Source organism: Sphingomonas epibiotica (genome assembly GCF_039615155.1).
In the GTDB taxonomy this organism is placed as follows: Bacteria; Pseudomonadota; Alphaproteobacteria; order Sphingomonadales; family Sphingomonadaceae; genus Sphingomonas.
Genome location: NZ_JBDGHY010000006.1, coordinates 43,945 through 66,402, shown reverse-complemented (window position 1 = coordinate 66,402; position 22,458 = coordinate 43,945). Strand labels below are relative to the sequence as shown.

20 protein-coding genes are annotated in these 22,458 nt (G+C 66.2%); 11 read left to right on the top strand and 9 right to left on the bottom strand.

The genetic code is table 11. From position 1 onward, the window contains the following. Positions 1-35: 35 nt before the first annotated feature. A complete protein-coding gene (locus tag AAIO73_RS13005) occupies positions 36-908 on the top strand; it encodes a DMT family transporter (protein ID WP_345878643.1) in 873 nt (290 codons plus the stop codon). Here the strand turns inward: AAIO73_RS13005 and AAIO73_RS13000 are convergent, their stop codons facing one another. The 6 genes from AAIO73_RS13000 to AAIO73_RS12975 form a co-directional block, all read right to left on the bottom strand. Further along, a complete protein-coding gene (locus tag AAIO73_RS13000) occupies positions 909-1,514 on the bottom strand; it encodes a hypothetical protein (protein ID WP_345878642.1) in 606 nt (201 codons plus the stop codon). Continuing rightward, entirely contained in the window at positions 1,511-2,530 is a 1,020-nt protein-coding gene (locus AAIO73_RS12995) for a M48 family metallopeptidase (protein WP_345878641.1), read from the bottom strand. The genes AAIO73_RS13000 and AAIO73_RS12995 overlap by 4 nt, the downstream gene beginning before the upstream one ends. Then, positions 2,527-2,712 (bottom strand): hypothetical protein, encoded by a 186-nt coding sequence (locus tag AAIO73_RS12990; protein ID WP_345878640.1) that lies wholly within the window; start codon positions 2,710-2,712, stop codon positions 2,527-2,529. The genes AAIO73_RS12995 and AAIO73_RS12990 overlap by 4 nt, the downstream gene beginning before the upstream one ends. After that, on the bottom strand, positions 2,709-3,488 hold the full coding sequence (locus tag AAIO73_RS12985; RefSeq protein WP_345878639.1) for a hypothetical protein: 780 nt from the start codon (positions 3,486-3,488) through the stop codon (positions 2,709-2,711). Before AAIO73_RS12985 ends, AAIO73_RS12990 begins: the two co-directional genes overlap by 4 nt. 98 nt (positions 3,489-3,586) lie before the next feature. Then, positions 3,587-4,777 (bottom strand): amino acid aminotransferase, encoded by a 1,191-nt coding sequence (locus AAIO73_RS12980; protein ID WP_345878638.1) that lies wholly within the window; start codon positions 4,775-4,777, stop codon positions 3,587-3,589. Positions 4,778-4,866: 89 nt separating this feature from the next. Continuing rightward, positions 4,867-5,121, bottom strand: a complete 255-nt coding sequence (locus AAIO73_RS12975; protein WP_345878637.1) for a glutaredoxin domain-containing protein — start codon at positions 5,119-5,121, stop codon at positions 4,867-4,869. A 99-nt stretch (positions 5,122-5,220) separates the two neighbouring features. Between AAIO73_RS12975 and AAIO73_RS12970 the strand changes: the two genes are divergently transcribed. Genes AAIO73_RS12970 through feoB form a run of 3 tightly spaced genes read left to right on the top strand, consistent with a single transcriptional unit; the run spans position 5,221 to position 8,080 of the window. Further along, positions 5,221-5,907, top strand: a complete 687-nt coding sequence (locus tag AAIO73_RS12970) for a COQ9 family protein (RefSeq protein WP_526023804.1) — start codon at positions 5,221-5,223, stop codon at positions 5,905-5,907. Between the two features lie 50 nt (positions 5,908-5,957). Then, the gene (locus AAIO73_RS12965) at positions 5,958-6,215 is read left to right on the top strand and encodes a FeoA family protein (protein WP_345878635.1); all 258 of its coding nucleotides are present in this window, start codon (positions 5,958-5,960) and stop codon (positions 6,213-6,215) included. An 11-nt stretch (positions 6,216-6,226) separates the two neighbouring features. Then, positions 6,227-8,080: a ferrous iron transporter B gene (gene feoB, locus AAIO73_RS12960; RefSeq protein ID WP_345878634.1), complete on the top strand. Its 1,854-nt coding sequence runs from the start codon at positions 6,227-6,229 to the stop codon at positions 8,078-8,080. Positions 8,081-8,213: 133 nt separating this feature from the next. On the opposite strand, the gene AAIO73_RS12955 is transcribed toward feoB, so the two are convergent. Continuing rightward, positions 8,214-8,390 (bottom strand): DUF4169 family protein, encoded by a 177-nt coding sequence (locus AAIO73_RS12955; protein WP_345878633.1) that lies wholly within the window; start codon positions 8,388-8,390, stop codon positions 8,214-8,216. Positions 8,391-8,508: 118 nt separating this feature from the next. Here AAIO73_RS12955 and AAIO73_RS12950 point away from each other — a divergent pair, with 118 nt between their 5' ends. After that, a complete protein-coding gene (locus AAIO73_RS12950) occupies positions 8,509-9,408 on the top strand; it encodes an endo alpha-1,4 polygalactosaminidase (RefSeq protein WP_345878632.1) in 900 nt (299 codons plus the stop codon). A gap of 68 nt (positions 9,409-9,476) precedes the next feature. After that, positions 9,477-10,043, top strand: coding sequence for a single-stranded DNA-binding protein (locus AAIO73_RS12945; RefSeq protein WP_345878631.1), 567 nt, complete (start codon positions 9,477-9,479; stop codon positions 10,041-10,043). Between the two features lie 139 nt (positions 10,044-10,182). Here the strand turns inward: AAIO73_RS12945 and AAIO73_RS12940 are convergent, their stop codons facing one another. Together AAIO73_RS12940 and AAIO73_RS12935 are read right to left on the bottom strand one after the other, a co-directional pair. After that, positions 10,183-11,679, bottom strand: a complete 1,497-nt coding sequence (locus AAIO73_RS12940) for a glycoside hydrolase (RefSeq protein WP_345878630.1) — start codon at positions 11,677-11,679, stop codon at positions 10,183-10,185. Positions 11,680-11,735: 56 nt separating this feature from the next. Then, positions 11,736-12,440, bottom strand: coding sequence for a FadR/GntR family transcriptional regulator (locus tag AAIO73_RS12935; RefSeq protein WP_345878629.1), 705 nt, complete (start codon positions 12,438-12,440; stop codon positions 11,736-11,738). Positions 12,441-12,599: 159 nt separating this feature from the next. On the opposite strand from AAIO73_RS12935, the gene AAIO73_RS12930 reads away from it, so the two are divergent. The 5 genes from AAIO73_RS12930 to AAIO73_RS12910 are packed head-to-tail and all read left to right on the top strand — an operon-like array spanning position 12,600 to position 22,330. Beyond that, a complete protein-coding gene (locus AAIO73_RS12930) occupies positions 12,600-15,443 on the top strand; it encodes a TonB-dependent receptor (protein ID WP_345878628.1) in 2,844 nt (947 codons plus the stop codon). 60 nt (positions 15,444-15,503) lie between these two features. Then, entirely contained in the window at positions 15,504-16,205 is a 702-nt protein-coding gene (locus tag AAIO73_RS12925; RefSeq protein ID WP_345878627.1) for a DUF6445 family protein, read from the top strand. Beyond that, entirely contained in the window at positions 16,202-17,719 is a 1,518-nt protein-coding gene (locus tag AAIO73_RS12920; protein ID WP_345878626.1) for a tryptophan halogenase family protein, read from the top strand. Before AAIO73_RS12925 ends, AAIO73_RS12920 begins: the two co-directional genes overlap by 4 nt. A gap of 55 nt (positions 17,720-17,774) precedes the next feature. Beyond that, entirely contained in the window at positions 17,775-20,975 is a 3,201-nt protein-coding gene (locus tag AAIO73_RS12915; RefSeq protein ID WP_345878869.1) for a glycoside hydrolase family 2 TIM barrel-domain containing protein, read from the top strand. After that, a complete protein-coding gene (locus AAIO73_RS12910; RefSeq protein ID WP_345878624.1) occupies positions 20,975-22,330 on the top strand; it encodes a family 43 glycosylhydrolase in 1,356 nt (451 codons plus the stop codon). The genes AAIO73_RS12915 and AAIO73_RS12910 overlap by 1 nt, the downstream gene beginning before the upstream one ends. The last annotated feature ends 128 nt before the right edge of the window (positions 22,331-22,458 follow it).

Sequence of the window (22,458 nt, the reverse complement as noted above, 5' to 3'; positions counted from 1 at the left end):
GCGGCATGCAGCCGGTAACGCCTGAAACAAAAATTATGCCGCACCCAAGAACACCGCGTCGCGCGATTGCCGCAGTCATCGTCGCCAATGTGGCGCTGGCATTCGGGCCGTGGTTCGTGCGGCTTGCCGATACCGGGCCGGTGGCCGTCGCCTTCTGGCGGATCGCGCTGGCGTTGCCGGTGCTGCTGGTCGCCGCTTTGTGGACGGATCGCCGTGCGTTGGGGCGGGCGGGGTCGATATTGGTGCCGCTGCTGATCGGCGGCATCGCCTTTGCCGTCGATCTCGGCGCATGGCATATCGGCATCCTGCGCACGACCCTCGCCAACGCGACGCTGTTCGGCAATTGCGCGGTGCTGATCTTCCCGATCTACGGCTTTTTCGCGATGCGCCACTGGCCGACGCGGGCGCAGGGCGGTGCGCTGCTGCTGGCGGCCGTCGGTGGGGTATTGCTCCTAGGGCGCTCGGCCGAATTGTCGTCGCGCCATCTGGCCGGCGACCTGTTCTGCGTGCTCGCCGGCGTGCTGTACGCGGTCTATTTCATCGCGATGCGCCGCGTACGCCAGACCATGGCACCGGTGCCCGCGCTGGCGCTGTCGAGCATCGCCAGCGTGCTGCCGCTGCTGTTGCTGGCGATCGCGCTGGGCGAAACGATCCTGCCGACCATATGGGGTCCGCTGCTGGCACTGGCGCTGGTCAGCCAGATCGCCGGGCAGGGGCTAATGATCTATGCGCTGGGCCACCTCAGCCCGCTGGTCGTCGGCCTAGCGCTGCTGGTCCAGCCGCTGGTCGGTGCGACGATCGGCTGGGCGGCCTATGGCGAGCGGCTGACGATGCTCGACGCGGTGGGTGCGGTGCTGGTCGCCGCCGCGCTGGCGATGGTCAGCGCGCGGCGGGCACCCGCGTCCTAATCAGGACAGCGTCGCCGTATCGGTCAGCGCGCGGAAATCGGCCAGCGACCGGTCGAAGAAATGCGTCCGCGGCGCGTCGAAGGTCGCCATGTACAGCTTGCCGCCGATCAGCGTCGCGCGCGCCTCGCCCCTGCGCGGCAGGTGATCGCTGTCGACATAGCTGTAGCTGAAGCGGATACCAGGTTGGCCGAGGAACGGGTCGGGCGCCGATCCGGTGACCTGAAAATCGCCGATTTGCCGTTCGGTGCGATAGGTCGTCTCGAGCAGTTCGGGAATCTCGACCAGCAACGTCGATTGCTTCAGCTTCGGCAGTGGTTTCTGCTTGCGGCTGGTTTCGCGGACCAGCGGCTCGTTGGCCGCGATCCCCGCATACCAGGTGACGTCGTTGAGCTGCTCGCCGTCCAGCGTCCAGGTCTCCGCCTTCTTGCCCGGGCGGATCGACAACAGGTTCCAGTCGCGCGGCGGCGTCACCCGAAGGGTCGACCCGGCGATGACGACCGGTTTCCCCTTCTCGCGATAGCCATTGGCGGCGACCGGGGTCGCGATCATCGTGACGGCGGCGAATAGCAGCGCGGTGCGGCGCAGGCGGCGGACGGACATGGTCATGGCTCCACGGGTTCGGCCGGGGCAAGCATGGCGATCATGCCCGCATCCGGCGCATCGGGTTTCAGGTGCAGATAGCGACGCAACGCGGTGCGCCCCTCGCTCGGCCGGCCGGTCTTGAGCAGCGACAGACCCAGGCCGCGATAGGCGTCGGCCAGCGCGGCGTCGGCGGCGATGGCGTTGGCATAGAATTCGGCGGCGTTGACCAGGTCGCGCGGATTGCCACGCGTCCGGTACAAATCGCCCCGCGCCAACCACAGCCGCGGGGTCCAGCCCGGTTCGGCCAGCATCGCGATCAGATAGTCGCTGGCGCCGAAATCGTTGAGCTTGATCTGATCGTCGAGAAAGGTCGGCAGCCATGGCGCCAGCGCCTTCGCATAGCGATCCGCGCCATCGTCGCGGCCATCTCCCTGCGGATCGGCGAGCGCTGCCATCGTCGCCGCTCGCTCCACGTCAGGCGGATGCGAGGCCGAAAAGGCGAACAGGTCGTAGCGTGGCTTCGACAAACCGCGAGCGCGCGACGAAGCCTCGGCTTCGGCCATGACGTTGCGCCAGACGCTGGCCGCTGCCTGCGGGCGTAGCATCCCTGCGTTCAGATAACCAAGGCCCAGCAGATCGGCTTCGCGTTCCTGATCGCGCTTGTACCGGTACAGCTGGCCGTACACCGACCACCGCATGTCGTTGTATCCGGCGCGCGTCTGATAACCCGGTGCCATCGACGCCAGCACCGCTGCCCAGCTCAGCAGGTCGGTGCCGGTCCGCTGCGCCTTGAACCGTTCCAGCGAATGGCGGCGTTCGAAATGGCCGAACTCATGGCCGAGGATCGCGCCCAGTTCCGCCTCGTTACGAACGCGGAGCAACAGGCCGCTATACACTCGCATCGTGCCGTTCGGAGACATGCTGGCATTGAAGACCGGCACCCGTAGAACGTAGATGCGGGTCGCGGCGCAGCGGTCCTTGCCGACCGTCGCGCACAGCACTCCGCGCACATAACCGTTCAGCGCCTCGTCGCGGATCACCTCGGGGCGTTGGCCAGCGCGCGTTCGTCCTCATCGGCCTCGCGCCACGCGCCGATCTCGTCAACGCCCTGCGGCTGGTAGATGCCGGCATAGGGGGGCGGGGGCGGCGCCTTGCCGATCGGGGCTGCCGCGATGGCGAGCAGCGCGACCAGCGCCGCGGCGCCGCGCGCGAACGCGGTCATCGCGCCGCGGTCTTGACCGGTGTCGCCGCTGCGGCCGGTGCCGCCGTGCTGCCGGGAATCCCTTCGAGCAACTGGCTGATCCGCTTCTGCGCACCCTCCGGTGTCCGCACGTCGCCACCCATCGCATTGTCGGCGTTCAGCCAGACCAGTTCGCCGGTCTTCAGGTCGACCAGCCCGGCATAGCCGGCATGTTCGCCCGATTTGACGGCAACGCCCGGCCCGAGGAACGCCACGACCTGCAGGATCTTGCGCCCGGTCGATCCGTAGGCGTCCTTGTTATACAGGAACAGCGCATAGTCGGCGTTCTTGGCACCGGGCAGCGCGGCGATGCCGCTGCCCAGCGACCAGTCGAACACGCTCGACTTGTTGTCGCGCTTCTTGGTCGGCAGGCGATTGCCGGGGAAGAACTGGTAGTTGATGACCGATTGCGACACCGCCGCGAACAGCCCGGCATATTCCTCGACCATCTGTGCATCGGCGCCATAGCTGTCGGGGGCGGAGATCACCTTGTTGCCCAGCCGCTGCTGCTGTTCGGCAAGCGCGGTTTCGAGGTTCTTGCGCGCCTGTTCGGTCCAGTCGCCATTGGGTTCGAACATGCCGCCGGTCGACTGTGCCCCGACCGATACGGTCGGGCGGAAGACGAGGATCGTCTTGCCGCTGCCGGCGGGCAGTTCGAACCCGGCCTTTGCCGCGGTGCGTTCCTGCGCGCTCGCGTCCACGACCGCCAACGCCAGCACCGCCGCAACCGCGACGGCCAGCACTCGACCTACGTACATGAAGCCCCCCAGCTTGATATACGATCGACGATATCGCCGCGACCGTCATCGCGCAAGCCGGCGGCAGCAGACAGACCGCAAGGTTTCGGGGCGATCGGTCACACGATGCCGGCGCGCGCCAGATCGACCAGCGCTTCACCGAAGCGCGTGATGTCGCCCGGCGCGAAACCGGCAATGTTGATCCGGCCCGACCCTGCCATGTAGATGCCGTGCGTCGCGCGCAGCCATTCGATCTGCGACGGCGACAGCGGCAGCGTGGCGAACATGCCCTTGCCCCGGCCAAGCGGCGCCAGATCGACGGATCCCGCCCGTCCGATCGCGGCCAGTTCGGCGCGCAGCCCCTGCAACCGGCTACGCAGCGCATCGAGTTCGCGGCGCCAGTCGGCCGCAAGCTGTTCGTCCTCCAGCACGATCCGCACCGCCGCCGCGCCATGATCGGGCGGCATCGACCAGTTGGCGCGGGCCAGCGCCAGCAGGTTCGACAGGACGATGTCACGTGCCTCGGCATCGGGCGCGGTCACCCACAACGCACCGGTGCGTTCGCGGTACAGCCCGAAATTCTTGTCGCAGGAATAGGCGACCAGCGCGAACGGTACCGCATCGATTACCGCGCGCGCGCCCGCTGCGTCGCTCGCCATGTCGTCGCCCAGCCCCTGATAGGCGAGGTCGATGAACGGCACGAGCCGGCTATCGGCGATGGCGACGGCGATCGCCTGCCAATCGCTGGCAGTGGGATCGATGCCGGTCGGATTGTGGCAGCAACCGTGCAGCAGGATCGCGTCGCCCGCCTCCGCCTGTCCGATCGCCGCCTGCATCGCGGGCAGGTCGACCGTCTGCGCCTCCATGTCGAACATGGCATGGGGAACGACGACGATGCCCGCCGCGGCGAATACCGGCGCATGATTGGCCCAGCTCGGCTGCCCGATCAGGATGCGGCGCACCCCCGCCTTGGCCAGCAACTCCGCGCCCAGCCGCAGCGCACCGGTGCCGCCCGGCGTCTGCAATCCGCAGCGGCGGTCGGCGGCCGGGGCAGGGCCGAACACCAGCGGTTCGAGCAGCGCGACGAAGCCCTTGTCGCCCTCCGGCCCCAGATAGGCCTTGCTGTCCTGCGTCGCGATCAACCGCATCTCGGCCTGCTTCACGGCCTGCATCACCGGGGTATGGCCATGATCGTCGCGAAACACGCCGACGCCCAGGTCGATCTTGTGGGCCCGCGGATCGGCCCGGAACGCACCGATCAGGCGCAACAGGGAATCGGCGGGCTGGGCGACGAGCGAACGAAACGGCATGAACATCCCCGAAATGGCGGTAACGCCGCGCCTATAGGCCGATCGATGCGGCGAAGGCAGGAAAAAGCGGCGTTCCACCTTTCGGACGATTACCCCGCTTGCCCGGCCAGATAGCGTTCGAGATCGTCGCTGCCGCCGATCCGCTCGCCATCGATGAACACCTGCGGGGTCGTATCGACGCCCTGTTCGGCCTTGAACGCGTCGACCTCCTCGCGCGATCGCAGGATCCGGTCGTCGACGCTATAGCCCGCCGATTGGAGCAACTGCTTGGCATGGACGCCGAACGGACAGATGTGATCGGGCAGGACCATGCGATAGAGCGTGGCGTTCAACGTATCGGCCATCGTGAAATCCTTCTGGAATAGGCTGTCACCCGCACAGCGTCCGGACCGTCCCCCGGTTCCGCCGTTGCCGTTTCCGGCACCACGCCCTAGCTAGGAGCGATGATGGAGGATGCGATGGCCCCGCTGGCACCTGCCGACCTGACGCTCGACGAACTGCGTGCGGCGCTCGCCCCGCTGGTCGCCGCCAATGCCGCGTTCGACGGCTGGAACGACAAGGCGGTCGCGGCGGCGGCACAGAGCTTCGGCGCCGATGCCGATGTCGCGCGCCTCGCCTATGCTGGCGGGGCCGTCGACATGATCGACGCGTGGTTCGGTGAGATCGACCGGCGGATGATCGAAGCGCTGCCTGCCGACCGCCTGTCGGCGATGAAGATCCGCGAACGCATCACCGCCTTGATCGAGGCTCGGCTGGCGGCGGTGGCGGGCGAGCGCGAGGCGCTGCGTCGCGCGCTGGCGATCCTCGCCATGCCGCAGAATGTCGCACGCGCCGCGAGGCTTGGCTGGCGGACGGTCGACCTGATGTGGCGGCTGGCCGGCGACAGCGCGACCGACTACAATCATTATACCAAGCGGGCGATGCTCGGCGCGGTCTACGCCGCGACCATCACCGTCTTCCTCGACGACGAAAGCGGCGGCCATGCCGATACCCGCGCCTTTCTGGCGCGGCGGATCGACGGCATCATGCGCTTCGAAAAGTTCAAGGGGCGGATGCTGGCGTCGCGCGATCCCGAACGACGGCTGAGCTTGTCGCGGTTCGTCGGACGACTGCGCTATCCGGCCGTCTAGTCCGAAAGAATCCCCTTTCCATGGCGCGGGCTTATTGCTAATTAGTCGCAATGCTTGCTCCCAATCTCAATCTCGCCCAGTTGCCGCGGACCCAGCAGGCCACGGTCGCGTCGATCGAATGGGAGCGGATGTCGCCGACCGAGGCACGACGCCTGCGCGAGTTCGGCCTCGATGAGGGCGTCGATATCGAACTGCTCCACCGTGCGATGCTATCCGGCGGACCGCTCGCTTGTCGGATCGGGCGGATGACCGTTGCGTTGCGTGCCCATGTCGCCGGCGCGATCCGCGTCGCACCGTTGGCAGGCTGACCGGACCCGACGTGAACCCCGCACCTCTGGTCGCGCTTGTCGGCAATCCCAATGCCGGCAAGACCGCGCTGTTCAACGCGCTGACCGGCGCCCGGCAGAAGGTCGGCAACTATCCCGGCGTCACCGTCGAACGCCATTCGGGCCGCCTCGCACTCGACGACGGGCGACCGGTCGAGCTGGTCGACCTGCCCGGCACCTACAGCCTCGATCCTTCCAGCCCGGACGAAGCGGTCACCCGCGACGTCGTACTCGGGCGGCAGGCGGGCGAGCGCGTGCCCGATGCGATGATCGTCGTCGCCGATGCGACCAATCTCGACAATCACCTGCGATTCGTTCTCCAGCTCAAATCGCTCGGCCGGCCGATGGTGCTGGCGCTCAACATGATCGACATGGCGGCGCGCGACGGGTTGAAGATCGACCTGGCCGTGCTGTCCGCCGAACTCGGCCTGCCGGTGGTGGCGACGGTCGCGGTGCGCAAGCGCGGGCTCGACGAATTGCGGGCAGCGCTGGCTGCCGCGCTGTCGGGTGGTGCGCGGTCGGCACCGATCGACGAGGTCGATGCCGATATCCGCCATTTCCAGCGCGAGGCGCGCCGCATTGCCCGCACCGCGGTGGTCGAACAGCCCCGCTCGCGCGCGGTCACCCGCGGCGTCGACCGCATCGCGTTGCACCCGGTTGCCGGTCCGATCCTGCTGCTCGCCATCCTGTTCGTGATGTTCCAGGCAGTGTTCAGCTGGTCCGAAGCGCCGATCGGCTGGATCGAGGGCGTACAGGGCTGGCTGGCCGACACTGCAGCTGCGACGCTGCCCGATAATTTCCTGCGCGACCTGCTGGTCGAAGGGGTCATCAACGGCGTCGGATCGGTGGTGGTGTTCCTACCGCAGATCCTGATCCTGTTCGTGTTCATCCTGCTGCTCGAGGCATCGGGCTATATGGTCCGCGCCGCGTTCCTGATGGACCGGTTGATGAGCGGGGTCGGCTTGTCGGGTCGCGCCTTCATCCCGCTGCTGTCGTCCTTCGCCTGCGCGATTCCCGGAATCATGGCTACGCGCTCGATCGACGATCCCAAGGAACGGCTGACCACGATCCTGATCGCGCCGCTGATGACCTGTTCGGCGCGGCTGCCGGTCTATGCGGTCATCATCGGCGCGTTCATTCCGGCGCGCCAGGTGCTGCCAGGCGTGGGACTACAGGGGCTGGTGCTGCTGGTGCTGTACTTGACCGGTATCCTCGGCGCGGTCATCGCCGCCTTCGTGCTGCGCCGGACCGCGACCAAGGGCGTCGGCGGCGGTTTCCTGATGGAAATGCCGCGCTATCAGCTCCCCTCGATCCGCGATATCGCCATCGGCCTGTGGCAGCGCGCCTATGTGTTCCTGCGCCGCGCCGGCACGATCATCCTGCAGGTGACGGTCGCGCTGTGGCTGCTGACCTCTTATCCGGTCGCGCCGGCGGGGGTGAAACAGTCCGAATATTCGATCGCCGGTCGGATCGCGTCGGGGCTGGAGGTCGTGCTGCGCCCGATCGGCTTCAACCACGAAATGTCGCTGGCAGTGATCCCGGCGATGGCCGCACGCGAAGTCGCGGTGTCGGCGCTCCAGACCGTCTACGCCATCGACGCGGCGGACGAGGAACAGGGCGCACAGGAACTGGGCGGGCGGCTGGCCGGGCGCTGGAGCCTCGCCACCGCGCTCGCCTTCCTGGCGTGGTTCGTCTTCGCGCCGCAATGCCTGTCGACCATCGCGGTCGCGCGGCGCGAGACCAATGGCTGGAAATGGCCGCTGGTGATGATCGGCTATCTGTTCGCACTTGCCTATATCGCGGCGGGCGCGACCTATTGGACGGCGGTTGCCTTCGGGTTGGGATAAAGGGCAGAGGCTGCCGTTCGTCCTGAGTAGCCATTGAGCTTGTCGAAATGGCGTATCGAAGGACCGCGCCGGGGGTACTTCGATACGGGTCTTCGACTGCGCTCAGCCCCTACTCAGCACGAACGGTTTCGTTCTACTCCTCCCGCTTCACCCCATCCAGCAACGCCTTACGCCGCGCGGCATCGGCGTCGTCGCGTGCCTTCTCGACGGCGGTCCGTCCGAACTTCGCGCGGTTGGCGTCGGCTTCATGGGCACGTTCCGCCTTGGCGCGGGCCTTGCGGAAGCGGTTGAGGTTGATGACGTCGCCCATCGCGGTTCCTTTCGATCCGAATGTGCCGCGGCGTCGCCGAATTGACCAGACCGAAACCTGTGTTGCCGCAAAGGACGCCGTCGCGTAGCGGGCGCCGACGGGGAAGGGCGATAGGCGGATGGGAACGGGCAGGACGGCAGCGCTGGCGCTTGCGCTATTGGCGACCGCATGTGGTGGCGGCGGCGCGGCGGAGGGCGGCACGGTGGTCGCCCCGAATCCCACCCCGACGCCAGCACCTTCGCCGCATCCGACCCCGACCCCGACACCCGCCCCGACCACGACCGGCTGGTGGCGTCCGGCACCCGTAACGACGTGGCAATGGCAGCTGAGCGGAACGATCGATACCCGCTACGCCGTCGACGCCTATGACATCGACCTGTTCGACACGCCGCCCGCGACGATCGCCGCGCTGCACGCCGCCGGACGCCGCGTAATCTGTTATTTCTCCGCCGGATCGTCCGAAAACTGGCGCAGCGACGATGGCGAGTTCACTGCTGCCGATCGCGGCGCGGCGCTCGACGGCTGGGCGGGGGAGCGCTGGCTGGCGGTCACTTCGACCAATGTCCGCCGGGTGATGGCGCTGCGGCTCGATCTGGCGAAGGCCAAGGGCTGCGACGCGGTCGAGCCGGACAATGTCGATGCCTATGCCAACCGCAACGGCCTCGACATCACCGCCGACCAGCAGCTCGACTATAACCGTTTCCTCGCTGCCGAAGCGCATAAGCGCGGCCTGTCGATCGCCCTGAAGAACGATCTCGATCAGGTGGCGGTGCTTGCTCCGGCGTTCGACTTCGCCATCAACGAACAATGCCATGAATATGCCGAATGCGACCGGCTGGCCCCGTTCCTGACCGCCGGCAAGGCGGTGTTGGTGGCGGAGTATAAGGACGCCTATCGCACCAACAGCGGCGAGGCGCGCGACATGCTGTGCGCATCGTCGCGGGCGGCGGGGTTGCGGACTTTGGTGCTTCCGGTCGAACTCGACAACCGTTTCCGGTTCAGCTGCGACGGAGACTGACGCCACTGGCAATGCGCGGCGCACTCGCATAACAGCGACGATCAGGTTTCGAACGAGGAATTTCAGCCATGGCTGGTAGCGTCAACAAGGTCATTCTGGTGGGCAATCTGGGCCGCGACCCCGAGTCGCGCTCGTTCCAGAATGGCGGCAAGGTGGTGAACCTGCGCATTGCCACGTCGGAATCGTGGAAGGACCGCAATTCGGGCGAGCGCAAGGAAAAGACCGAATGGCATTCGGTCGCGATCTTCAACGAAGGGCTGGCGAACGTCGCCGAACGCTTCCTGCGCAAGGGCTCGAAGGTCTATATCGAAGGCCAGCTCCAGACGCGGAAGTGGCAGGACCAGAACGGCCAGGACAAGTACAGCACCGAAATCGTGCTGCAGGGCTTCAACAGCGTGCTGACGATGCTCGACGGTCCCGGCAGCGGCCAGGGCGGCGGCGGTGGTCGCAGCGGTGGCGGCGACTTCGGTGGCGGTGACGATTTCGGCGGCGGTTCGGGCGGCGGCTATGGCGGCGGTCAGGGCGGTGGATCGCGCGGCGGCGGCAGCGGCGGCGGTTACAATTCGGGTGGCAACAAGGGCGGCAATTTCGGCGGCGGCTTCGGCGACGATCTCGACGACGACGTTCCGTTCTGATCGGGCAATGGATCGGCTCCGTGCGAGCTGAATAGGCGCTGAGCCTGTCGAAGATCCGTATCGAAGCATCCGTCGTTGAATGGTCCTTCGATACGCTGTTTCGGCGAGCTCAACCGCTACTGAGGACGAACGGCTTCGATCAGCGGCGCAGGACGAAGGTCGTGACCGACCGGGGCTGCGACACCATCTGCTGTCCTGCGACCGGCGCGGCATTGTGCGTCGCGTCGGTCACGATCGTCTCCGACAGGCGATAACCGGCAGTGGCCAGCGACAGGTCGCGGCGGACGACACCTGCGTTCACATGCACCACCACCAATGTCGCGCCATCCGGTGACAGGGCGGCGATGCTGTCGATATCGTCGATCGGGACCAGCCGGTATCCCGGCCGGATATAGCGGCTGAAATTGGCCATCGCCCAATATTTGCGGGTGATGTGGATCGATTGCGGACCCGGTGCGGATGCGGTCAGGTCCATCTTGATCAGGCCCCAGTTCGACCCCGGCTTGCCGTTGCGCCCGCTCAACGTCTCGACCGCCTGCCAGAACACCCATGCCGCCGGTTCCAGCCGCCGGAAATCGCCGACCAGATGCTCGGCAAAGGCCAGCGGCGTCGTCATGCTCTCGAAATTCTCGAGGTCCTTGTCGGCACTCATGTCGTGCTCGCTCATCCACAGGCGGATGTTGGCGGCACGCGCGATGTCGCGGACGGCGGTCTGGTGGATATTGCCGTAGCTGTGGACGTTCAACTGCCCGACCCGCGCCCGCGTCGCCGCGCTCCAGCCGGCCCAGTCGGCGACGAACAGCGTCGAATTGGTTTCGTCGGGGGCGGCGATTACCGTCTTCAGCCCGCGTGCCTTCAGCGCGGCATCGGCGGCATCGATCATCTGCCCCTGTCGCACCGGGTTCCAGTGCGCGCCCTCCTGCGTATTGGCGGCGAACCAGTAATCGGTATTCGGCTCGTTGACTGGCGATAGGGTACGGAAGGTGATGCGGTGGCGGCGTTGCAGTTCGTCCACCACCCGCGCCAGATAGGCTGCGAATTGCGGCTCGGCACCGGGGCGCAGATTGTCGTCGGTGCCCTTGGTCGCGCCTGACACCCGCCCGCTGACGGTCATGAACCATGGCGGTGAATTGGAGAATGCTTCGAAGATCGGCTGGCGGACGCGGCTGCGGATCGCATCCAGCCACCAGCGTTGGCGGGCATCGGCCGACCAGTCCCACATCGCCGAATCGTCGGGACGCCACCAATCGGTACCCGACGCACCGACCGGTTGCCGCCAGAACCCCGGCACGGCGGCACCGGTGCGCAGATAGGGCGGCGTATCGGCGGCATTGCCGCCGCCGATATTGTAGCGCGCGATCGTCCAGCCGAGCCCGTCCGGACCATAGAACAGATCGGCCAGCCGCTCGCGCGTCGCATCGGGATAGCCGCCGGTGACATTCGCGAACCAGGCAAGCGCCGTGCCCCAGCCTTCGAAGGTCGTCCCGGGCCGTTCGGTCGCGACATGCAGCCTGATCGCGACCGTTGCCGGTGCCGCCTCGGTCGGCGTCTGCGCCACCGCCGGCGTGGCCATGCCGGCCAGAAGCAGCATCGCCGCCAGTTTTCGCATCGTCCGCCGCCGTACCGCCATCATCATTCCCCTATTGTCCGACAAGTATCACATGGTGGACGGCTGATCCATTTCCTGAAACGTCATCCGATCGACGATTGCGTATCCTCGCGGGCCTGTTGCAACAGCGCGACCGTCGCCTCACGTGCCCCGGCCGCATCCCCGCCGGCGATCGCCCCGAACAGCTGCCGATGCTGCGGGATCGAATCGCGCGGCTGTCGGCTCTTGCGGTGCTTGAACATCGTCGTCCACCGCACCGCCGCCCCGATGCTTCCCGCCAGACTGACCAGCAATTCGTTCGCGGTCGCCTCGAGGATGATGTGGTGGAAACGCTGGTCGGCGGCCTGCCCGGTGGCGCTCGCAAGGCCATGGCGCGCCATTTCCTCTAGCGCATGGCCCATTTGCGACAATTGCTCGCCGGTACGTAGTTGCGCCGCCAGTTCTGCGGCGGCCGGTTCGACGATCATCCGCAACTGGAACAGGTTGTCGACGAAACCGGCGGGCGGCTCCCCTTCGAACATCCATGCCAGCACGTCGGGGTCGAGCAGGTTCCACCGCCCGCGGTCGCACACCCGCGTGCCGGTCTTCGGCTTGCTGACGATCAGCCCTTTGCCCGACAACATCCGCAATGCTTCGCGCACCACGCCGCGCGAAATGCCGCGCTGCTCGGCCAGATCATATTCGCCGGGCAGGATCGACCCGGGCGGATGGCGTCCGGTGACGATGGCGATGCCGATATCGCGTGCCGTCTGCGCGTGCGCCGATGCCGTGTTCCGGTCGTTCGTCAATGCTGTGCCTCGCTCCTGCACCCCTAACCTGAAGCAATCCGAAAAATCGTCAACACGGTATATTGTTTAACAAATAGGATACGGTTATTAAGTCGGACAACTGGACGGCGTCACGAGGCGATCATGCGCGACGACCGCCCGGTAAAGGGGAGGATGACGATGGCTTCTTTGCGTAGTTCGTTCCGTTTCGGCGCATCGCTGACCGCGATGGGGATCGCCGGACTGGCGCAGGTCGCGGTGGCGCAGGAAGCGCCGACAAGCGGTTCGCTCAATGCGGCCCAGGCCGCCGAACAGGGTGTCGACGGCGACGATATCGTTGTGACCGGCGTGCGCGAGAGCCTTCGCACCGCGCAGGCGATCAAGCGTAACTCCGACCAGATCGTCGATTCGGTCAGCGCGCAGGACATCGGCAAACTCCCTGACGTCAACACCACCGAAGCGTTGCAGCGAATCACCGGCGTGCAGATCCAGCGCCGATATGGCGAAGGCGCCACCGATTTCGACCACCGGACCCAGCCGGCGATCACCGTCCGCGGCCTGACCCAGGTACAGAATTTCCTCGACGGCCGTGCCGTCTATTCGGCGTCGGGCGGCCGCGCCTTCGACCTCGAAGGGATCCCGCCCGAACTGCTCTCGGGCATCGACGTGTACAAGAACGCGCCCGCCAACATCATCGAAGGCGGCGTCGGCGGCGCGGTCAACCTGCGCACGCGCCGGCCGTTCGATTCGAACAAGGAAGTCATCAGCGTTACGGCCCGCGGCAACTATTACGACCGGGTCGACAAGCCGGGCTATGCCTTTTCCGGCCTCTATTCCAACCGCTACGACACCAGCATCGGCGAGATCGGCCTGTTGGTGAACGCGGTCTATTCGAAGAGCCAGTATCGTCAGGACGGCCTGCTCGCCGGCCCGTTCGGCGAAGCACGCCCCGGATCGATCGCCAATGCGCCGTCCAACGCGCAGATCCCCTATGGCTTCGAAGTCTATGACGATACCGGCGACCGCAAGCGCTTCGGCATCGCTGCCGCCGTGCAGTGGCAGGCAAGCGATGACCTTTTGCTGACCGCGCAATATCAGGGGACCAAATACTGGTTCAACCGCACCGGCGCCTATTACTATGACTTCAACAATCTGCCGGGTAACCAGTATGATTCGCAGGGCCGGGTGACGCAGTACAATACGCTGCCGACGCCGGGCGCCGCCTTCACCTTCAACGACAATGGCTATGCGACCAGCGGTTCGCTGTCGCCGCAGACCTTCGAGACCGGCCGTTTCGATCAGGAATTGTGGAGCGCGTCGCAGAACCTGACGTTCAACGCCGCATGGCAGGCGACCGACCGCGCCAAGGTCAGCTTCGACGTCCAGTATCTGACGTCCTATTACAATGCCGACCGCAACGGCCATGTCCTGTCGCTTTACAGCCGCACCGGACAGAATGCGACCGGCCAATATGGCAGCACGGTCGCGCCGCACCCGTCGACCGTCATCTTCGACCTGCGCGGCAAATATCCGCGCTGGGACGTGACCGATCCGTCGGTGCTCAACAATCCGGCCAATTACTCGCTGCCGTTCATCGCCGATTCGCTCCAGCGCAACGACGCCGATACGCTCGCGCTCGCCTATGACCTCGAATATGAGGTCGAGGGCAATTTCCTGAAGAAGCTGCGCGGTGGCGCGCGCTATGCCGACAACTCGATCGAGCTGCGCGGCACGTGGAACGGCGTCTGCCTGTATCAGGGGATCGCGCCGGGCTGCCGCGACGTGCCGCAGGGTACGCCGCTGATTCCGCTTACCAACTTCCCGCAACTGGCGATGAAGGGCCCGTCGAAGAACTGGTTCGACGGCAACACCGTGACCGGCGGCATCCTTTATCCGGCCTTCCCGACGGGCGACGGTGTCTGGGAACAGACCAAGGCGCTCTACGCGCTGTTTGGTGCGCAGACCAAGGACGCGTTCACGCCGGGCGACCTCAATACCCAGACCGAAAAGACCTATACCGCGTGGGGCATCGCCGATTACGCCTTCGACGCCGGCGGCGTGCGGTTCGACGGCGGTCTGGGCGTTCGCATCGTCAAGACCAAGACGACGTCGATCGGTACCCAGTTCAACAACGATGGCAGCGTATCGCCGCTGTCGGTCGGCAACGACTATACCAACGTCCTGCCGAGCGTGAACATCCGCGCCCGCTTCACCGACCAGTTCCAGATGCGCTTCGCCTATTCGAAGGGGGTCGCGCGGCCGAACTTCGACGTGCTGTCGACCAACGTCACGTTGCAGAATCCGAACCAGGTCGATCCCAGCAACGGGCTGCCCTTCGCCAATTCGGGCAACCCGTATCTGCGCCCAATCAAGTCGGACAATCTCGACCTGACCGCCGAATGGTATTTCGCGCCGACCGGATCGCTGACCGCCGGCCTGTTCTACAAGTCGGTCAACGGCTTCCTGTCGAGCGGCCGGTTCATCGGCACCTATGGCGGACGGTCGTACAATGTGAATTCGTCGGTCAATTCGGGCGACGGCACGGTCAAGGGTCTGGAGGCCGGCTATCAGCAGTTCTTCGACTTCCTGCCCGGTCTGCTGAGCGGCTTGGGGGTGCAGGCCAACTACACCTATGTCGATTCGAACGTGGAAAATCCGTTCTCGTCGTCGGCCAACAACCTGCCGTCGTCGCTGCCGCTCGAGAAGCTGTCGAAGCATAGCTACAACCTGATCGGCCTGTACGAAAAGGGGCCGATCACCGCCCGCGTCGCGTGGAACTGGCGGTCGAGCTATCTCGAACAGACGACCGGCAGCGGCGCCAACGGCCAGGGCCAGTTCGCCAAGCCCTATGCCTCGCTCGACGCGTCGATCAGCTACAACCTGACCGACAAGATCGCCGTATCAGCCGACGTCGTGAACCTGAACAACCGCATGAACGTGCTCTACATCGGCACGCCGTCGGCACCGCTGCAATATCAGCTGAACGACCGCCGTTTCGGCCTGTCGGTCCGCGCGACCTATTGATCCCCACCTGCCGGCGTGGTGACGTCCGCCACGCCGGCAATTTTTTGGGGTAGAGTTTCGATGCGGATCGCATTGGATCGGGTGACCGTCCACCATGTCGGGAACGAACGCGAACCCGTCGTCGTGATCGACGGCGCAACCGGCGCGGCCGATGCGTTGGTCGATCACGCCGCGACCCGCGCCACCTTCGCACCGGCAGCCAGCGTCGGCAGCCATTATCCCGGTCTGCTCGGCACCGCACCGACCGCCTATATCGACGGGCTGGTCCGCGATGTTCTGCCGCTGCTTTCCCGCCATTTCGGCGGACAGGCACTGCGCCCGGTCCGCGCGCGCGGCAATTTCTCGCTGGTGACGACCGATCCGGCCGAACTGTCGGTCGAGCAGCGCGCGCCGCATGTCGATGCCGCCGACCGGCTGCAATTCGCGGCGGTCCATTATCTGTGCGCCGGGGATCAGGGCGGCACCGGCTTCTTCCGCCACAATGCGACGGGTTTTGAAACCATCGATCCCGATCGTCTGCCCGCCTATGACGCCGCCCGGCGGAAGGAGGAGGGGCGCTCCAGCGATGGCTATCCCGGACAGGGCGACGATCCCGCCTTCGCACCGATCGCCCAGTGCCGGACGGTGCGCGACCGGATCGTGCTGTACCGCGCGGCGCTGCTCCATTCGGGACTCATCGCACGGGTGCCCGACCATGCCGACGATCCGCGTCGCGGGCGGCTGACCGGCAATCTCTTCCTGCAATGCGCGGTCGCGGCATGAGCGCGCCACTGACCAGCATCGCGATCGTCGGCGGCGGCACCGCTGGCTGGATGGCCGCCGCCGCCCTGTCGCGGGTCCTCGGCCGATCGGTCGCGATCACGCTGGTCGAATCCGAAGCGATCGGCACGGTCGGGGTGGGGGAGGCGACGATCCCGCCGATTCAGGCGTTCAATGCGCTGCTCGGCATCGACGAGGATGATTTCGTCCGCGCGACGCAGGGCAGTTTCAAGCTCGGCATCGAATTCGTCGATTGGGGGGCGAAGGGCGAACGCTATTTCCACCCGTTCGGCGTGTACGGCATCGATTTCGGACCGATCCCGTTCGAGGCGATGTGGCACCGGCTGCGCGCCGCCGGGGCGGCGGGGCCGCTCGATGCCTATTCGATCTGTGCGGCAGCGGCGCGGGGCAACCGGTTCCAGCGGCCGCTCGACCCGCCCGGCAACACCCCGCTCCACCATATCGGCTATGCGTTCCACTTCGACGCCGCGCTCTACGCCGCCTATCTGCGACGGCTGGCCGAGGCGGCGGGCGTGGTCCGGCGCGAGGGGCAGGTGGTCGATGTGGTACGCGATGCCGCGGACGGCCGGATCGAGCGCGTGACGCTCGCCGATGGCAGGCAGATCGCTGCCGACTTCTTCATCGATTGTTCGGGGTTCCGCTCGCTCCTGCTCGGCGAAACGCTGGGCAGCGGGTTTCAGGACTGGTCGCACTGGCTGCCCAACGACCGGGCGGTCGCCGTACCCAGCGCCAATGTCGGACCGCCGACCCCCTATACCCGATCGACCGCGTGCGCGGCGGGCTGGAAGTGGCGCATCCCGCTCCAGCATCGCACCGGCAATGGCTATGTCTTTTCGAGTGCGCATTGTTCGGAGGACGAAGCGACCGCGACGCTGCTGGCCAATCTTGACGGCGCACCGCTCGCCGATCCGCGCATGCTGCGTTTCCGTACCGGTCGGCGGCAGCAATGCTGGATCGGCAATTGCGTCGGGCTGGGGCTTTCGACCGGCTTTCTCGAACCGCTTGAATCGACCAGCATCCACCTGATCCAGGCGGGGATCGCCCGGTTGCTCGAAATGCTGCCGGATCGCGATCCCGATCCGGCGATGGTGCGGCGCTACAACCGGTTGATGGCGGCCGAGTTCGACGGCATCCGCGACTTCATCATCCTGCATTTCCACGCCACCGCGCGTGACGATACGCCCTATTGGGACCATGTCCGCACCATGGCCGTGCCCGACACGCTGGCCGACCGCATCGCCGAATATCGCGCGACGGGGCGGGTGTATCGCGAGGCGGACGATCTGTTCACCCGGACCAGCTGGCTGGCGGTACTCGATGGACAGGGAGTGCGCGCCGCCGGCCATGATCCGTTGGCGATGGCGGTGCCGCTCGACGAAGCGCGCGAACGGCTGGCACGGATCGCGGCGGTGACTGCAGCGGCGGCGGGACGGATGCCGCCGCATGGCGCTTTCATCGCCGCGCATTGTGCCGCGCCGATTGCATCGCGAGCCTGATTGTATATTGTCAGACAAAATTAGCGTTCGGGAGAGTGTTGTGAAGCTGAGCAGGATGCTGATCGGGGCCGGCGTGATGGCATTGGCGATGCCGGCAATGGCGCAGGCGCCGCAGGTCGATCCGGTACAGGTCGATCCCAGCCGACCCGACTGGGAGAATCCGGCGGTCTATGCTCGGGGCAAGATGCCGGCCCATGCGACCGGCTTCGCGTACGAGACCCGCGACCGCGCACTCGCCGGTGATCGGGCGCAGTCGAGCCGTTTCCTGTCGCTGAACGGCGACTGGCGCTTCAACTTCAGCCCGTCGGTCGACGGCGCGCCCAAGGGGTTTCAGGCGCCGGGTTATGATGTGTCGGGGTGGAAGACGATTCCGGTGCCGGCGATGTGGCAGGCGCAGGGCTATGGACAGCCCAAATACAACAACATCACCTATCCGTTTCCCGCCAACCGCCCGCTCGTGCCGCACGACACCAACGAAACCGGCTCCTACCGCCGCGATTTTGACATGCCCGCGACGTGGAGCGGCGACGATGTGATCCTGCATATCGGGGCGGCGGGATCGGCCTATCGCGTCTGGGTCAACGGACAGGATGTCGGCTATTCGGAGGACAGCAAGCTGCCGTCCGAATTCGACGTGACCCGCGTCGTGAAGCCCGGCCGCAACACCGTGGCGGTACAGGTCATCCGCTGGTCCGACGGGTCGTATCTGGAGGATCAGGATTTCTGGCGCGTGTCGGGGATCGAACGCGAAGTCTATGTCGCGGCGGTGCCGAAAACGCGGATTGCCGATTTCTTCGTGCATGCCGGGTTGGACCCGCAATTTCGCGACGGTCGGCTGGCGGTCGACGTCGCGGTCAAGGGGACGGGTGCGGCCAGGGCGCGCATCGTCCTACTCGACGGCACCCGCGAAGTCCTGTCGCGCGAGGCGGCGGTCGGCGGGCGCGGCGATGCGCGCGCGGTCACGCTGAAGGCCGATGTGCCGGGGGTGCGGCAGTGGAGCGCGGAGACGCCCAATCTCTACACGCTGCTGGTCGAACTGGTCGATGCGCAGGGCCGGGTGATCCAGTCGACGCCGCAGCGTATCGGGTTCCGCGACGTGCGGATGCTGAACGGCAAGGTGACGGTCAATGGCCGCCCGATCGTGATCCGCGGCATCAACCGCCACGAGCACGATCCGGTGACGTTCCACGTCATTTCCGACGAATCGATGCGCCGTGACATGGAGTTGATGAAGCGTAACAACTTCAATGCGATCCGCACCTCGCACTATCCCAACGACCCGCGTTGGTACGCGCTGGCCGACGAGATGGGCATGTATGTGATGGACGAGGCCAATATCGAGAGCCACGCGTATATGGATTACGCGAACAAGAACCCGGAATTGCGCCCGAAGCTGCAGATCGGCTTCGATCCCGCATGGGAAGGCGCGCATGTCAGCCGTGTGATGAACATGGTCGAGCGTGACAAGAACCACCCCTCGGTCATCTTCTGGTCGCTCGGCAACGAGGCCGGCATCGGTCCGAATTTCGAAAAGGCGGCAGCGGCGATCCGCAAGCGCGACAGCGGCCGGCTGGTCTCCTATCTCGGCTGGGGCACGCTCGACTGGAACCACGCGCCCAACCCTTACGTCGATATCTATGCGCCGATGTACGACGACGTCGAAAAGATGGTCGACTGGGCCAAGGATCCGAGCCGCAAGCAGCCGATGATCCAGTGCGAATATGCCCATATGCAGGGCAATTCGGGCGGCAATTTCAAGGAATATTGGGACACCATCTACCGCTATCCCGACAAGCTGCAGGGCGGCTTCATCTGGGACTGGGTCGACCAGTCGATGTATCGGACGAACAAGGACGGCAAGCGCTATTGGGGTGACGGTGGCGAATACGGCCCCAATCCGGGCGGCGATATCGAATTCGGCGACGGGCTGAACCAGCCCGACCGCACCCCAAATCCGCAGCTCTATGAGGTGCAGAAGGTCCTCTCCCCGATCCAGTTCGAGGGGTTCGATCCCGCGACCGGCCGCCTGACGGTTCGCAACCGCCATGATTTCCGCGACCTGTCGGGCTTCGCCTTCGACTGGGTGATCGAGGAGGACGGGGTGGCCGTAGCGACCGGGCAATTGCCGCCGCTGACCACCGTCGCGCATGGTACCGAGGCAGTCACCGTGCCGCTGACCGCGCTGCAGCGCAAACCGGGCGCCGAATATTTCGTGACGGTCCGCGCGCGCGCCAAGCAGGGCGCGGTGCCGATGGTCCCGGCCAACTACATCGTCGGCTGGGAACAGTTCGCGCTCGGCAAGTCGGTGGCACCGGTCGCGGTGCGCAAGGGGAATGTCACGGTCGCCGACAGCGCCGATGCGGTCCGCCTGTCGGCGAACGGCGCATCGCTGTCGATCGATCGCAAGACCGGCTTGCTAGAAGGCTATCGCAGCGGCGGCACCACGCTGGTGCAGGGCGGCGCACCCAATTTCCACCGTGCGCCGACCGACAACGACCTCGCCAACGGCAACCTAGCCGACACCGCCGCCTGGGATCCGGTCGCTGCCAACCGGCAGGTCCGCTCGGTCACGACTGAACGCGGCGCCGACGGTACGGCCAGCGTGCGCGTCGATTATGAAATGGGCGCGGGCGCGGCATCGTTCGTCACTACCTATACCATGGCCGGCGATGGTTCGGTGGCGGTGGTCGGCGACTTCGTGCCGCTGAAAAGCGACCTGACTGCCCCGATCCGCATCGGCATGGCCTATACGCTGCCGACCTCGCTCAAGACCGTCGAATGGTATGGCCGCGGCCCGCACGAAAGCTATGTCGATCGCAAGACCAGCGCCGCGATCGGGCTGTGGCGGGGCGCCATCGCCGACCAGAACCACGATTACATGCGGCCGCAGGATACCGGCAACAAGGTCGATGTCCGCTGGATGGAACTGAGCGGGGTCGGGCGCGGGGTTCGCGTCGTCGGCGAAACGCCGTTGATGATGCAGGCGCTGGCCTTCCCCTATAGCGACCTCGACCGGCGCCAGCCCGGCACGTGGAAGTCGAGCGATATCGTGCCGCACGATCAGGTGTCGTTGAACATCGACGCCGCGCAATGGGGCGTGGGCGGCGATACGACGTGGAGCCATGTCGGTCAGCCGCACATGGAATATCGCACGAAGCTGGTGCCGACGCGCATCGCCTTCCGCCTCGAACCGTTCAGCGGCGAGGGGACGACACCCGACAAGGCCCGTCCCGCCCGCGCGACGGAGCCGCAGTGATGCGCGGCGTACGTGTCGCGGCGCCGCTGGCAGCAGCCTTGCTGGTCGCCGCCGCCGCCCCAGCGCCGCGCTGGGACAGCCCCGGTGCGGCTAATCCGCTGCTGCCGGGCTATTTCGCCGATCCCTCGATCGTGCGCGACGGCAACCGCTGGTACATCTTCGCCACCATCGATCCATGGGGCGACGACCGGCTGGGACTGTGGACGTCGGACAATGGCCGCGACTGGCGCTTCTCCATGCCCAACTGGCCGACCAAGGCGGCGGCAACCAGCCCGACCTCGGGCGATTCGAAGGTCTGGGCCCCGTCGGTGGTAAAGGCCGCCAATGGCCGCTGGTACATGTATGTCTCGGTCGGCAGTGAGGTGTGGGTCGGCAGCGCCGCCTCGCCCGCCGGGCCATGGGCCGACGCCAATGGCGGCAAGCCGCTGATCAACAAGAATTTCGACCTGCGCTATCACATGATCGACGCCGAAGCGTTCATCGACGAGGATGGGCAGGCCTATCTCTATTGGGGATCGGGGCTGAACTGGGTGAACGGCCATTGCTTCGTTGTGAAGCTTAAGCCTGACATGGTGACGTTCGACGGACCCCCGCGCGACGTCACCCCGCCCAATTATTTCGAAGGGCCGTTCATGGTCCGGCAGGGAAAACACTATCTGCTGACCTATAGCGACGGGAAGACGACCACCGATACCTACAAGGTCCGCTACGCGATCGGCGACACGCCGTTCGGGCCGTTCCGCGAAGGGCCGGACAGCCCGATCCTGTCGACCGACGCGGCACGGCAGGTCATCAGCCCCGGTCATCATGCCGTGTTCCGCTCGGGCGGTCAGCCCTATATCCTCTATCACCGACAGGGCCTGCCCTTTCCGCCGCCTGGTGACGCCGTGCTGCGCCAGCTAGCGGTCGATCCGCTGACGATCCGTGCCGATGGTAGTATTGCGAAGGTGGTGCCAAGCCATGGCAGCGCGGTGAACGGCTTCGCCGCACGGCGCGACGCCGGCTTGCGCTGGCGGGCAAGCGGGCAGGGCAGCGACAAGCTGCACGGACCGGAACGCGCGGCCGACGACAATTATGCGACATGGTGGGCACCGGCCAAGGGGGCTGCTCCGCAACTCACCGCCGATCTGGGCGCAGTGCGATCGGTCAGCGGCAGCGCGCTGCGCATGCGCTTTCCGACGCAGCGCTACACGCTGTCGGTGGAAGGATCGCGCGACGGGCGGGTCTGGCGGAAGCTGGCGACGGTGGTCCAAGCGACCGGATCACGGATCGACCTCAGCCACCCGGCCCAGGTCCGCTATCTGCGGCTGCAGGTGCCGGCCGATGCCGGCGTCTGGGAGTGGACGGTGCGGTAGTGCGGTACGCCGTGCTGCGATGAAACACTGATGCCACCGCCGTGACGCGGCGAAAAAGAGACGGCCTGCCATACGAAGATGGGCGTCTTTCCCTCTCCAACCGGGAGAGGGAAGGAGCGGCGCAGCCG